15 protein-coding genes and 1 pseudogene are annotated in these 12,644 nt (G+C 71.1%); 8 read left to right on the top strand and 8 right to left on the bottom strand.

Annotated elements, in window-relative coordinates; genetic code table 11:
• The first annotated feature begins 1 nt into the window (after position 1).
• From JMJ55_RS03170 to JMJ55_RS03155, 4 genes and pseudogenes are all read left to right on the top strand, one after another.
• Positions 2–835 carry an alpha/beta hydrolase gene (locus JMJ55_RS03170; RefSeq protein WP_202824022.1) on the top strand — a complete coding sequence of 278 codons (834 nt, stop codon included), beginning with the start codon at positions 2–4 and terminating at the stop codon, positions 833–835.
• Between the two features lie 2 nt (positions 836–837).
• Positions 838–2,583 (top strand): allophanate hydrolase, encoded by a 1,746-nt coding sequence (gene atzF, locus JMJ55_RS03165; protein ID WP_236033405.1) that lies wholly within the window; start codon positions 838–840, stop codon positions 2,581–2,583.
• Positions 2,583–2,954, top strand: coding sequence for an oxalurate catabolism protein HpxZ (gene hpxZ, locus JMJ55_RS03160; protein WP_202824020.1), 372 nt, complete (start codon positions 2,583–2,585; stop codon positions 2,952–2,954). The genes atzF and hpxZ overlap by 1 nt, the downstream gene beginning before the upstream one ends.
• A gap of 37 nt (positions 2,955–2,991) precedes the next feature.
• A pseudogene (locus tag JMJ55_RS03155) lies at positions 2,992–3,793 on the top strand (IS5 family transposase).
• Here JMJ55_RS03155 and JMJ55_RS03150 read toward each other — a convergent pair.
• On the bottom strand, positions 3,735–4,175 hold the full coding sequence (locus JMJ55_RS03150) for an ester cyclase (protein WP_202824019.1): 441 nt from the start codon (positions 4,173–4,175) through the stop codon (positions 3,735–3,737). The pseudogene JMJ55_RS03155 and the gene JMJ55_RS03150 overlap by 59 nt on opposite strands.
• Positions 4,176–4,280: 105 nt before the next feature.
• Positions 4,281–5,483: a Zn-dependent hydrolase gene (locus tag JMJ55_RS03145; protein WP_202824018.1), complete on the bottom strand. Its 1,203-nt coding sequence runs from the start codon at positions 5,481–5,483 to the stop codon at positions 4,281–4,283.
• Positions 5,484–5,618: 135 nt separating this feature from the next.
• On the opposite strand from JMJ55_RS03145, the gene JMJ55_RS03140 reads away from it, so the two are divergent.
• The 3 genes from JMJ55_RS03140 (at position 5,619) to JMJ55_RS03130 (ending at position 7,543) form a co-directional block, all read left to right on the top strand.
• On the top strand, positions 5,619–6,047 hold the full coding sequence (locus JMJ55_RS03140) for a MarR family winged helix-turn-helix transcriptional regulator (RefSeq protein ID WP_202824017.1): 429 nt from the start codon (positions 5,619–5,621) through the stop codon (positions 6,045–6,047).
• Positions 6,048–6,173: 126 nt separating this feature from the next.
• The gene (locus JMJ55_RS03135; protein WP_202824016.1) at positions 6,174–7,154 is read left to right on the top strand and encodes a Bug family tripartite tricarboxylate transporter substrate binding protein; all 981 of its coding nucleotides are present in this window, start codon (positions 6,174–6,176) and stop codon (positions 7,152–7,154) included.
• A gap of 2 nt (positions 7,155–7,156) precedes the next feature.
• Complete coding sequence (locus JMJ55_RS03130) at positions 7,157–7,543, top strand: RidA family protein (RefSeq protein ID WP_202824015.1); 387 nt, start codon at positions 7,157–7,159, stop codon at positions 7,541–7,543.
• Here JMJ55_RS03130 and JMJ55_RS03125 read toward each other — a convergent pair whose 3' ends face one another.
• Entirely contained in the window at positions 7,544–8,332 is a 789-nt protein-coding gene (locus JMJ55_RS03125) for a cyclase family protein (protein WP_202824014.1), read from the bottom strand.
• 11 nt (positions 8,333–8,343) lie between these two features.
• On the bottom strand, positions 8,344–9,129 hold the full coding sequence (locus JMJ55_RS03120; RefSeq protein ID WP_202824013.1) for an SDR family NAD(P)-dependent oxidoreductase: 786 nt from the start codon (positions 9,127–9,129) through the stop codon (positions 8,344–8,346).
• Between the two features lie 71 nt (positions 9,130–9,200).
• Here JMJ55_RS03120 and JMJ55_RS03115 point away from each other — a divergent pair, with 71 nt between their 5' ends.
• A complete protein-coding gene (locus tag JMJ55_RS03115; protein WP_202824012.1) occupies positions 9,201–9,524 on the top strand; it encodes a 2Fe-2S iron-sulfur cluster-binding protein in 324 nt (107 codons plus the stop codon).
• Here the strand turns inward: JMJ55_RS03115 and JMJ55_RS03110 are convergent.
• From JMJ55_RS03110 to JMJ55_RS03095, 4 genes are all read right to left on the bottom strand, one after another.
• Positions 9,521–10,852, bottom strand: coding sequence for a GDSL-type esterase/lipase family protein (locus JMJ55_RS03110; RefSeq protein ID WP_202824011.1), 1,332 nt, complete (start codon positions 10,850–10,852; stop codon positions 9,521–9,523). The two genes, JMJ55_RS03115 and JMJ55_RS03110, sit on opposite strands and share 4 nt — an antisense overlap.
• Positions 10,849–11,346 carry a cupin domain-containing protein gene (locus JMJ55_RS03105; RefSeq protein ID WP_202824010.1) on the bottom strand — a complete coding sequence of 166 codons (498 nt, stop codon included), beginning with the start codon at positions 11,344–11,346 and terminating at the stop codon, positions 10,849–10,851. Before JMJ55_RS03105 ends, JMJ55_RS03110 begins: the two co-directional genes overlap by 4 nt.
• 53 nt (positions 11,347–11,399) lie before the next feature.
• On the bottom strand, positions 11,400–11,618 hold the full coding sequence (locus tag JMJ55_RS03100) for a hypothetical protein (RefSeq protein WP_202824009.1): 219 nt from the start codon (positions 11,616–11,618) through the stop codon (positions 11,400–11,402).
• 128 nt (positions 11,619–11,746) lie between these two features.
• The gene (locus tag JMJ55_RS03095) at positions 11,747–12,559 is read right to left on the bottom strand and encodes a squalene/phytoene synthase family protein (protein WP_202824008.1); all 813 of its coding nucleotides are present in this window, start codon (positions 12,557–12,559) and stop codon (positions 11,747–11,749) included.
• Between the last annotated feature and the right edge of the window lie 85 nt (positions 12,560–12,644).

The following is a 12,644-nucleotide window of genomic DNA, read 5'->3' as shown; positions in this document are numbered from 1 at the left end:
CATGCCCCATGATCCGCTGCCCGCCTTCTGGGCCGGCGCCAGCCCGGCCGAGCGCAGCGCGGCCTATGACAACACCAATGCGGTGAAGGACAGCGCGGCCCTGATCGCCGCCCGCAATGCCGAAGCCACGCCCTTCCGCGCCGCCCATGCCGGGCATCTCGACCTCGCCTATGGTGCCGGCCAGCGCAATGCCTGGGATCTCTTCCCCGCGGCCGATCCCGCTGCGCCCTGCCTGGTCTTCATCCATGGCGGCTACTGGCAGCGCAACCGGCGGGAGGATTTCGGCGCCTTCATGAAGGGCGCGCTGGAGGCGGGCTGGTCGGCGGCGCTACCCGGCTACAGCCTGGCGCCTGAGGCCTCGCTGACGCAAATCGTGGCCGAGATCCGCGCGGCGCTGGACTGGCTGCAGGCGAATGGCCCGGCGCATGGCATCGCCGGCAAGGTGGTGCTGTCGGGCTGGTCGGCGGGCGGGCATCTCACCGCCATGGCGCTCGACCATCCGCTGGTCGCCGCAGGCCTCGCCATTTCCGGCATCTTCGAGCTGGCGCCGATCCGGGACACCGACCTGAACGAGAAGCTGTCCCTGACCGAGGCGGAGCTGGCGGCGCTGTCGCCCATGCGGCTGCCGGTGGTGCCAAAGCCCCTCGCCATCGCCTATGGCACGGCGGAGCTGCCGGAGCTCTGCCGGCAGTCGCGCGACTTCCATGCGCTGCGGGCGGCGGCACATGCGCCGGGGCCGCTGATCCCGGTGCCGGGCGCCGACCATTTCCGTATCCTCTCGGCCTTGCAGGCGCTGGACGGGATGCTGCTGCGTGCGGCGGCGGCGCTGCTGTGAGCATGGCGCTCCTCTTCCCCGGCGGCCCGGTCGCGGCAGCCGAGGCGGCGCTCGCCCGTATCGCGGCGCATGACGACCCGGCCCTGTTCCTCGCCCGCATCCTGGCGGAGGCGGTGCGGGCCAGGGCTGCGGCGCTGGCGGCGGAGGGGCCGCAAGGGCGCCGGCTTTACGGCCTGCCCTTCGTGGTGAAGGACAATATCGAATGCGCCGGTCTGCCGACCACTGCCGCCTGTCCGGATTACGCCTATACGCCCAGCGAGGATGCGCCCGTCGTCGCCCGGCTACTGGCCGCCGGCGCCATCCTGCTCGGCAAGGTCAATCTCGACCAGTTCGCCACCGGCCTGAACGGCACCCGAAGCCCCTATGGCACGCCGCGCAACCCGGTAGCGCCGGACTGCATCCCGGGCGGGTCCTCCTCCGGCTCCGCCACCGCGGTCGCGGCGGGGATCGCGGCGTTTTCGCTCGGGACGGACACGGCCGGCTCCGGCCGCGTCCCGGCCATGGCCTGCAACATCGTGGGGCTGAAGCCGAGCCTCGGCCTGGTGCCGACGCTCGGCGTGGTGCCGGCCTGCCGCTCGCTCGACTGCGTCTCGGTCTTCGCCCTGACGGTCGAGGATGCCTGCCGGGTGCTGGAGGTGATCGCCGGACCGGCGCCCGGCGACCGCTATGGCCGCGCCGCCCCCGCTGGCTGGCGCGCCGCACCGGCGCCGCAGCCGCATTGGCGGTTGGCGGCCCCGCTGCCGGACCAACTGGTCTTCGACAGCCCGGCCGAGGCGGCTCTGTATGAGGCAGCGCTGGCCCGGGCCGGCGGGCCCATCCAGCGGGTCGATATCGCGCCCTTCCTCGCCATTGCGCAGCGCCTTTATGACGGCGCCTGGGTCACCGAGCGCAGCGCCGCCCTGCGCGGCTTCCTGACCGAGCGTCCCGGCAGCCTGCACCCCGTCACCCGCTCCATCCTGGAAGCCGGGCTCGATAAGCGGACCATCGATGCCTGGGACGACTTCCACGCCGCCGCCGAGGCGCGGCGGCTGGCCCGGCTGCTCTTCGAAGGCGTCGATGCGCTGATCCTGCCGACCGCGCCGGGCCTGCCGAGCCTCGCCGATCTGGCGGCGGAGCCGGTGGCGGCAAACAGCCGGCTCGGCACCTACACGAACTTCGTCAATATCTGCGATCTCTCGGCCCTCGCCGTGCCGGCCGGCTTCCGGCCGGATGGGCGCCCCTTCGGCGTCACCCTGGTCGGTCCGGCCTTTGCCGAGGCGCGGCTGGCGGGTCTCGGCGCGGCGTTGCATGCCACGGCCGGGGTCGGGCTCGGCGCGATGGGCGGCACGGTGCCGCCGCCGCCGGCGCCGCCCGAGCTTGGGCCCGGCGAGCTGCCGCTGCTCGCCATCGGCGCCCATATGGCCGGCCTGCCGCTGAATCCGCAATTGCTGCGCCATGGTGGCCGCTTCCTGGCCGAGGTGCGGACGGCGCCGCTCTATCGCCTCCATGACCTCGGCAGGCGGCCCGGCCTGGTGCGGGTCGAGCAGGGCGGCGTCGCGGTGGCCGGAGAGGTCTGGGCCCTGCCGGCCGCCTCGGTCGGCCCCTTCCTGGCCGAGATTCCGCCGCCGCTCGGCTTCGGCCGGGTGACGCTGGAGGATGGCACGACGCCGCTTGGCTTCCTCTGCGAGGCGGCGGGGGCGACGGGCATGCCGGATATCTCGGCGACCGGCGGCTGGCGGGCCTATATGGCGGTGAAGGAGCGTGCGTGATGGAGGTCGATAACCCTGAGGCACTGGCGGAAATGCGCGCTGCCTTCGCCGAATACGAACGCGCCCTGGTCTCGAACGACGTGCCGGTGCTGCAGGCGCTGTTCCGCTGCGACCCACGCACCCTGCGCTACGGTCCGGCGGAGAACCTCTATGGCTGGGACGCCATCGCCGCCTTCCGCAGTGCCCGCTCGCCGGTGGGGCTGGCGCGGGAGCTGGAGAATACCGTCATCACCACCTATGGCCGCGACTTCGCCGTGGCCAATACCGAATTCCTCCGCGGTGGGAATCGCGGCCGGCAGAGCCAGAGCTGGGTGCGCTTCCCGGAGGAGGGCTGGCGCATCGTCGCCGCCCATGTCTCCCTGATGCCTTAGAACGCCTAACCAAACCCGATCTATCGCGTTGGGGGCAATGGCGAAGCCCCTTGCCACCGACGATCTCTGGGGGCTGTGGAGCCGCTGCTACCGCCCGAGCGACCGAAGCCGAAGGGCGGGCGTCCGCGTGCATCGGATCGAGCGGCGCTGGCGGGGATCATCTTCGTGCTGAGGACCGGGATCCCGTGGGAGTACGTGCCCCGCGAGATGGGTGTCTGCGGGATGACCTGCTGGCGGCGGTTGCGGGACTGGCAGGCGGCAGGGGTCTGGGCCGCCCTGCACCGTCTGGAGCCGGGCCTCGCTGGACAGCGCTTCTGTCCGGGCGAAAGGGGGGATCGGCGACCGGCCCGAACCCGACGGATCGCGGCAAGCCGGGAACAAAGCGCCACGTCGTCGTAGATGGCGAGGGCACACCAGTCGGACTGACGATCAGTGGCGCCAACCGCGACGACGCCAAGATGCTCGCACCCACCCTGGATGCCGTGCCGCCAGTCCGCGGGCGTCGAGGCAGGCCGCGCAAGCGCCCGGACAAACTCCACGCCGACAAGGGCTACGATCACCGCTTCTGCAGCCGGGCGTGTCGCGCCCGCGGCATCATCCCGCGCATTGCCCGCCGCGAAATCGAGGACAGCAACCGCCTTGGGCGGCACAGGTGGAAGGTCGAGCGCACCCTCGCTCGGATGGCCCGCTTCCGGCGCCTCACCGTCCGCTACGAGCGCCGGGCTGATATCCACCTCGCCCTGACCACTCTCGGCTGCGCCCTCGTCTGCCTCAACCAGATCAGACGCCTCCGGCCGCACCCGCCCGGAGCTGCTTCTCGAACGCGAGGTCGTCGTTGAGACACCACTGCTCGGCTACCAGCCCGGCCTCGATACGGAAGATGGACATCTCGTCCACCCGGATGCGTGCCCCGGACGCGGCGGCCCCGAGGAAGGGGGCGCCGGTGTGGGTCGCCGTCGAGACGTAGCGCACGGCCGCCCGGTCGCCCTCGATGACGAGATCTTCGACCTCCTCCCGCCAGTCGGGGAAGGCGGCCCGCAGCCGCAGGATGGCCCCCGCGATCCCCGCATGCCCGTCGCGGCTCGGCGCGCCGGCGCCCCAGCCCTTCGGCATGTGGGCGGCGAAGCGTGCGGCGTAGATGCGCGGCACGTCCGCCAAGTCGCCGCCGCTCCAGAGCCGGTGTAGGTCCTCGATAAGGCGCCGGATGTCGTCGCGTGTCATCGCCCTCTCCCTCAGAGGAGCATCGTCTGGAGAAGCGCCACGAGCAATCAGGTCATCAATCGTGACCGAGTCGCCCGCGCCTAGCAAAGGTTTCGTTAGGTGCTTTTAGCCCTTCAGGTAGATCTCCGCCCCATCCGCCAGCACCTGGCAGCAAAGGGCGAGATCCTCCTCCTTCGTGTCCTCCGCCCAATGATGGCTGATGCCGCCGATGGAGGGGGTGAAGAGCATCGAGACCGGCATGACGCGGGCGATATATTGCGCGTCATGGCCCGCCCCGCTCGGCATCCTCTGCCAGAGGCCGGGCGCATGCCGCTCCGCCGCGGCATCGAGGGCGGCCATCATCGCCGGGTCGCAGGGGGCGGGCAGCGACTTGCTGACATTGGCCAGCGTCACCGTGCACCGCTCCCGCCGGTTCATCTCCTGGACGCAGGCGCGGAGGCAGCGCTCCATGCGGTCCAGCGTCGCCACATCGATGTCGCGGAACTGGAAGAGGATGTCAGCGCGGCCGGGGATGATGCTCGGCGCCCCCGGCTCCAGCACGATCCGCCCGGCGGTCCAGGTGCTGCGCTCGCCGCAGGCCTTGGGCATCTCGGCATCGAGCATCGCCAGCAGGCGCACCGCGGTCAGCCCGGCATCGCGACGCTCCGCCATGGTGGTGCCGCCGGCATGGTCCTGCATGCCCTCGACGGTGATGCGCCACTGCCAGATGGCGACGATACCGGTGACCACGCCGACCCGCAGCCCGGCCGATTCCAGCTGTGTGCCCTGTTCGATATGCATCTCGAAGAAGCCCTTGTGCCGGCCGGGCCCGAGCTGCATGCGCGGCAGGCCGGCGAGGCCGGCGGCGGCCAGCGCACCCCGCAGCGGGGTGCCGTCGTTGCGGCTGCGGCTGCGGTCGATCTCTTCCTCCGACAGGGCGCCGATGATCGACTTGCTGCCGAGGAAGCCGCCCTCGAAATGCCCCTCTTCATCGGCGAAGGCGGCGACATCCACCGGCAGTCCGGCCCGGGCGAGCGCCAGCGCCGCCATCACGCCGAGCGCGCCATCCAGCCAGCCAGCCTGGTTCTGGCTCTCGATATGGCTGCCGGCGAGGAGATGCGGCCCTGGCCCGCGATGGCGGCCATAGACATTGCCGATGCCGTCGATGCTGGCCTCGAGACCAACCTCCTCCAGCCGCGCCATCAACCAGCGGCGGCTTTCCATGTCCTGCGGCGAATAGGTCGGGCGGTGGACGCCGGTCTTGTATTGCCCGATCTGCCGCAGCTCGTTCAGGTCCTTGAGGAAGCGGTCGGCATCGATCTTCGGCATGGCTAACCCCTGGTTGCGGCGCAGCATGCTCTCCGCGAAGCGCCAATCACGCAACCACCCCTGGCGCATTCCTTGCTAGGCTGCGCCGGGCAATCAGGAGCGCGAGGGGTGCCGCAGCCAGGGGATCAGGCCGTGTTGCCGGGTATCGCGCCCGCCCTGCTCGGCCTCGTCTTCACCGCCAACCGGTTGATGTCGCAGGAAGCGCTGCGCATCGTGCCGGAGGTCGAGCTGACGCCGCCGCAATTCCGCATCCTGAATTTCCTGCTGAACAACCCTGGGTGCTCGCTCTCCGACGTTGCCACCAGTCTCGGCGTCAGGCTGCCGACCGCCTCGGTGATGCTGGTGCGACTGGGGGCGGATGGGCTGGTCAGCCGCAGCCGGGACCCGATCTCCCGCCGCCGCATGCAGCTTGCCCTGACCGAGCATGGGCGGACGGTGATCCTCGCCGTGCGGCGGGCACTGTTCGCGCGGATCGAGGCCCGGCTCGAGGGCATCTCGGAGGAGGAGAAGGCCGCGCTGCACCGGGCCCTGCCGGCGCTGCATCAGCTCTTCGCCGAGGCCTAGACCGGCGGCAGCATCTGCCGCCGATGCAGGCAATCGGCGCCGCATCCCCCGTCTTTACCCCTGCCGCGCCCCTTGCTGCGGCGCCACGCGGCCGCGACCATCCCGGCGCCGCAACCGGAGATCGCCATGCCGCAGAGATTGACGCGCCGCGCCAGCCTGGCGCTGCTCGCCACGCCGTTTCTTGCCCCCGGCCTCGCCCGCGCCCAGGCGGGCTGGGTGCCGACCCTGCCCGTGCGTGTCATCATCCCCTTCACCCCGGGCGGCACGATGGATCCGGTGGTGCGCATTGTGCAGACGCTGCTGAGCCATTCGCTCGGCCAGCCGGTGGTGATCGAGCATCGGCCGGGCGGCGCCACGGTGATCGGCACGCAGGAGGTGGCGCGCTCCGCCCCCGATGGCCACACCATGATCATGATCGCCAACAGCTTTGCGGCCAATGTCACCCTGCGGCCGAGCATGCCGTACAAGCCGCTCGCGGATTTCGCGCCGCTGGTGATGGCGACGGTGGTGCCGCATATACTGGTGGTGCATCCCTCCGTCGCGCAGGATTTCGCCGGCTTCCTCGACGCGGGACGGAAGCCGGGGGCGGGCCTTGCTTTCGGCTCTTATGGCATCGGCACCTCGAACCATCTCGGCGGCGAGCAATTCCGGGAGGCGGCGCGGATCAACGCGACCCATGTGCCTTATAACGGCGCGCCGCAGGCGATGACCGACCTGATGGGCAACCGGCTGCAATTCATGTTCGCCAACCTGCCCGACGTGATCCAGCCGGTGCAGCTCGGCCAGATGCGCGCCATCGGCATCTCGGCCGAGCATCGGGTGAAGGAGCTGCCGAATGTGCCGACCATGGCGGAGCTCGGCTTCCCGCTGGTGCTCTCGGATAGCTGGTTCGGCCTGTTGATGCGTGCCGATGTCCCGCCCGCCGCCCGCGCCCGGCTGGAAGCCGCCTGGATCGAGGCGCTAAACCGCCCCGAGGTGCGCGGCCGGCTGGAGGAGCTGGGCTTCACGGTGCTGGCCAAGCCCGGCGCGGAATTCGCGCAGGAGATTCGGCGCTATACCAATACCTATGCGGAGGTGATCCGCAGCAACGGCATCAAGGTGGAATAGCGATGGAACCCCTGGAGCACATCTTCCCCGAAGGCCAGCACAAGGTCGCGGCCCCGCTCTCCCCGGCGGTGAAGGTCGGCAACCTGCTCTTCATCTCCGGCATCCCGGCCTATGCGGCGGATGGCACGCTCGCGGTCGGCGACTTCACCGCGCAGATGACCCAGACGATGGCCAATATCACCGGCATCCTGGCCGCGGCCGGCGCCGGCTGGGACCGGGTGGCCAAGGTCAATGTCCTGCTCACGCGGCGGGAGGATTTCGCCGAGATGAACCGGATCTATGCCGAGCATTTCCCGGATGGGAAATACCCGGCACGGACCACGGCCATCGTCTATTCCCTGCCACGGCCGAACTTCCTGCTGGAGATCGAGTGCATCGCAGTCCTTTGATCAGTCCTCGATGATCGCCACCGCCCGCGTCCAGCCGGCGGAGCCGCGATGCACCTTCACCGGGAAGCACACCACCTGGAAGCCGTCCGAAGGCAGGGCTTCGAGGTTGTGCAGCTTCTCGAGATGCGAATAGCCGATCTCCCGCCCGGCCCGATGGCCTTCCCAGATCAGGGAGGCATCGCCGCCCTCGGCGATCTTGCGGCGGGTATGGCTGAAGGGCGCGTCCCAGGACCAGGCATCGGTGCCGACCAGGCGGATGCCCCTCTCCAGCAGCCAAAGCGTCGCCGCCTTCCCCATGCCGCAGCCGCGGTCGATATAGTCATCCTCGCCATAGCGGGCGCCGGCCGCGGTGTTGACGACAACGATCTCGAGCGGCCTCAGCTCGTGGCCAATGCGCTTCAGCTCCGCCTCGACATCGCCGGGCTGGACGACATAGCCGTCCTCCATGTGCCGGAAGTCGAGCTTCACGGCGGGGTTGAAGCACCATTCGAGCGGCACCTCGTCGATCCGCCAGGACGGCTCGCCGCCCGGCACCAGCCGTTCGTTCATGCGGGAGAAATAGTGGTAGGGCGCGTCGAGATGCGTGCCGTTATGGGTGCTGATCTCGACCCGCTCGACGGCGGCATATTCGCCATTCGGCAGGGCCGAGACCGGCACGCCCATATAGCCGGCCATGCGCGGTGCCGACATATGGTGATCGATATAGTCGATTTTCGGCAGCATCTCCGGCGGGTCCGATTTGATCCCGGCCTTGAGCGGGACGGAGATGTCGATGAAGCGGCGCGGCATCCTGGATCTCCTCAGAAGAGCGAATAGCCACCATCGATGACGAAGCTGTCGCCGGTGTGGAAGGCGCTGGCGCGGCTCATCAGATAGACCGCGATGCCGCCGAAATCCTCACCGGTGCCCCAGCGGCGCATCGGCACGCGGGGCAGGACATTGCCGGCGAATTTCGGGTCGGCGACCGAGCGCGCGGTCATCTCCGTCTCGATCCAGCCGGGCAGGATAGCATGCGCCCGGATGCCGTGCCGCGCCTGCTCCACCGCCAGCGCCCGGATCATCGAGACCATGCCGCCCTTCGAGGCGCCGTAATGCTCGTTCCGTGCCGCGCCCTCGATCGCGGCGAGGGAGGCGGTGCCGACCAGCACGCCGCCCTTGTCGCCCGCCTCGCCGCGTTCCCGCATATGCCGCACCGCGGCGCGGAAGGTGAGGAAGGCGCCGGTCAGGTTGACCCGCAGCACGCGGTCCCATTGCTCCTTCGTGCGCTCGACGAAGGGGCCGGAGCGGCCGCCAGAGATGCCGGCATTAGCGAAGCAGCCATCGACCCGGCCCAGCACCCGCAGCGTCTCGGCGAAGCTGGCCTCGACCTCCGCCTCCTCACCCACATCGCAGCGCAGCGCCAGGATGCGACGGCCCGTTTGTTCGAGGCGGGCGCGCGCCGCCTCGTTCTTCTCCGCATTGGTGCCCCAGATGGCGATATCGGCGCCGGCCACGGCCAGAGCCTCCGCCATGCCGAGGCCGATCCCTCCATTGCCGCCGGTGACGAGCGCCACCTTGCCAGTGAGGTCGAAGGGCGCGTAGCCCATGCCGTTTCCTTCCCTGTTGCCGTCTCCGGTCAGGTTGCCCTGCCTGCCCGGCCCCGCCAAGGAGTGCCCGCATGCCGCAGATCACCTTCATCCAGCCCGATGGCCGCCGCCAGGTTCTGGAAGCCGCGGATGCGCCGACGGTGATGCACCTGGCGATCCGCCATGATGTCGCCGGCCTGCCGGCCGAATGCGGCGGCCAGCTCGCCTGCGCCACCTGCATGGTGGATGTCCCGCCGGGCTGGCGCGACCGCCTGCCGCCGGCCAGCCCGGACGAGCAGGACATGATCGAGGACACGATCGGCAGCGTGCCCGAGGGCCGGCGCCTCTGCTGCCAGGTCGCGGTGACGCCGGCGCTGGACGGGCTGGAAGTCGCGGTGCCGGAAACCCAGGGCTAGCGCAGCCCAGGCACCACCGCCTCCGGGTCGACCGCCATCCCCATCGCCAGATAGCCGGCGCGGTTCGGGTGCAGCCGGTCGCCCGGGCCGCCGGTCGTGCTATCCGGCACCATCTCCGGTCGCAGCCCGCCGGTCGCCGGATCGAGCGTCGCCGCGTCGAAATCGATCACGGCGTCGAAGACCCCGCCGCGGCGGATGAAGTCGTTCAGCGCCCGGCGTTTGGCATCCTGCTCGGCGAAGCCATGCGCCCCGGTGCCGCCCCCGGCGCCGAGCGCCGAGGTCACCGTCGCGCCGACCAGCCGGATGCCCGGCAGCCGGGCGCGCAGCCGCCCCGCCACCTCCCGCATTGCCGCCTGCACCGCCTCGACGCTCGCATCCCCGTTGCGGCTGAAGTCGTTGATCCCTTCCAGCCAGACGAAGCTGGTCACGCCCGAGAGGGAGAGCACGTCCCGCTCCAGCCGCTGCCCGGCGGCGGGTCCGCCGGGAAAGGGCTTGTCCGGCCCGTATTCGGCCGGCCCGGCCACCTGGTTGCCGCCAATGCCGGCATTCACCACCGCGACCCGGTTGCCGAAGCGGGCAAAGAGCCGGCGCCCGAACACATCCGGCCAACGGTCGTCGCCATTCATCGTGCTCGCCGTGCCATCGGTGATGCTGTCGCCGAAGGCGACCACCACCGGCGTCCCGGCCGGAGCCATCACATCCAGCGCATCGAGGAAGAACCAGCTCGCGGTGCTGAAGGGAAAGCCCCCCTCGCCCTCCTCATTCCCGATCGCGCCGCTGCCGGGCGGGCTGACATAGGAGGTCTGCAGGGCCTTGGCATGCCAGGTCATCGGCCCGCTCTCGCCCGCGACATGCAGGCTGACCGCGAGCTTCCGCCCGGCCAGCGTCCCGGCCGTGCCCTCCGGCACGAAGGGCAGCGCCACCGGGTCGCTCCAGGCGCTGCCGCCGGGCGGGATCGTCACCGCCTCGCGCCCGGCGAAGCGCACCGGCTGGTTGCTCCCCGGCACCACCGCCGCGCCGCCGAGCTGCAGCCCGATATGGACGCCATCCAGCGCCAGCGGCCGGGTGCCAAAGGCATTGGAGAAGCGCAGCCGCACCTCCTTCCCCCAGAGGCTCGGCCGCAGCACCAGGCGCAGGGTCTGGTCGCGGGCGCCGCGCGCCGGATCGGGGAAGGCGAAGCGCTGGTCCGGCTGGGCGGAGGGATTGCCGACCGGATAGGGACCCTGGACCGAGGCAGCCCAGCTCGTCGCCCAACTCATTGCCGGCTGCGCCCCGGCGGGCAGGCTCAATCCCATGGCGAGCACCATCGCGGCGAACAGGCCCCTCATGACGGCAGCCGCCCGAAGACGGTCTCGGCTTCAATCGCAGCCACATTTTCCGGCCGCGGGAAGGGCGTGGGAGGCAGGGCGCCGGGTTCGCGCGGGCGGCCGATGCGGGCGAAGAAAGTCTCCAGCCCGCCCGGCAGCATCAGCCAGACGAAAGTGAGCGGCCCTTTCCCGGTATTGTGAAAGCTGTGCGGCTGGTTGCGGGGCAGGAAGAAGATCGTCCCCGGCCGCATCGGATGGGTGGCGCCCTCGATCCGCGCCTCGCCTTCCCCCTCCTGCACCAGGATCACTTCTTCATTGGCGTCGTGCAGGTGTTCCCGCACATAGCAGCCGGGATCGACGGTCTGGGTGCCCATGGCGAAGGGCGTCTCCGCCCCGGTCGCGGCGGAATCGAGCAGGCAGCGGACGAAGCCATTGGCCGGGACCGGCTGCCAGAAGCTCGGCGCCTCCTCCGGCTGGCGGACCACCAGCCGGGCATCGGGAATGGGTTGGGGCATGGGCGTCTCCTCGGGGCGATCATGGCCGCCCCGGGGAGACAGCGGCAAGCAGCCTAGCGCCAGCCGCGGCCGTAGCCCCCACCGTAATAGCCACCACCGCCATAGCCACGGCCATAGCCATGCCCCCAGCCGCCGCCGCCATAGGCATAGCGCGGCGCGTGGTAGCCGCCGCCGCCGCCGCGATACCCATAGCCGGCCGGATAGACGGCACAGCCGGACACGCTGCCGACCACGGCGACGAGGGCAACAATCTTCAGGATCTTGCGGGTCATGGCGACCTCCCTTGCGGGAAGGAGGGACGGGATGCCCGACCTCCCCATTGCCCGCATGAAAGCCGCCGGGCATGTCCTCAGCGCGGCCGGGAAAGGGTGGTTTCAGGGCAGCAGGCCTTGATGCCGCCTCAAATCCAGCCGAGCAGCCCCGCTCGCGCCACCGCCAGCCGGTCGCCCAGCCCCCGCGCCGCCGGGACCGCCCGGCCAGCCGCGAGCCGCCGGAGGTCCCGCCGGGCCAGCACCAGCGGCAGCGCGGCGGCGATGGCGGTGCGCGGCGGGCGCGGATGCAGCGCCCGCGCCTCGGCCAGCCCGGACGCCGCCATCGCCGCCACCACCGGCGTGGCAAGATCCGGCTCGGCGATCACCGCCTCGGGCACCAGCTCCCGCTCGGCCAGCCGGTCCAGCGGCAGCAGGCACCGCCCCTGCCCCGCCAGCGCTGGCACGCTGCGCAGGATGCCCGCCAGGCCGAAGACCGCGCCGGCCGCCTGCAACCTGGCCAGCGCCGGCCCCTCCGCACCGAGCAGCCGCCCGGCCGCCACCGCGAAGCCGCCGGCGCTGCCGCGCAGATAGGCGGCGAGCGCCGGCTCGCTCGGGATGCCGCCCTCCTCCGCCTCGGCCTCGCGCGCATCCGCCATGGCCAGCAGGGCATCGGGATCGAGCAGCCCGGCCCCGAGCGCGGCGTGCAGCGGCGCCGCGACCTCATGCCGGCGCGGGGGCTTGCCCGCCACCGCATCGCCAATGGCATCCCGCCACCATTGCAGCCGCATCAGCGCCAGCAGCGGCGTCCGCGCGGCCTCCCTCGCCCGCGCCAACTCATGATTGTAGGCGATCAGCGTGAACAGCGCCTCGCGCCGCTCGGCCGGCGCAAACAGCGCGCAAAGGAAGCGGTCCGGGTCATGCGCGCGGGCGAAGGCGGCGATGGGGGAAAGGGCGTCGGGCATCGCAGGCTTCATGCCCGCTTGCTTGACGGCCGGGAAGCCGCCGCCTAGCTCTGCAACCAGCCCCGGGCCTGTGCCGGGGTGCCCC

Source organism: Belnapia mucosa (assembly GCF_016775475.1).
Taxonomy (GTDB): domain Bacteria; phylum Pseudomonadota; class Alphaproteobacteria; order Acetobacterales; family Acetobacteraceae; genus Belnapia; species Belnapia mucosa.
The sequence above is the reverse complement of the archived record's forward strand: the minus strand, read 5'-3'. Positions and strand labels throughout refer to the sequence as shown.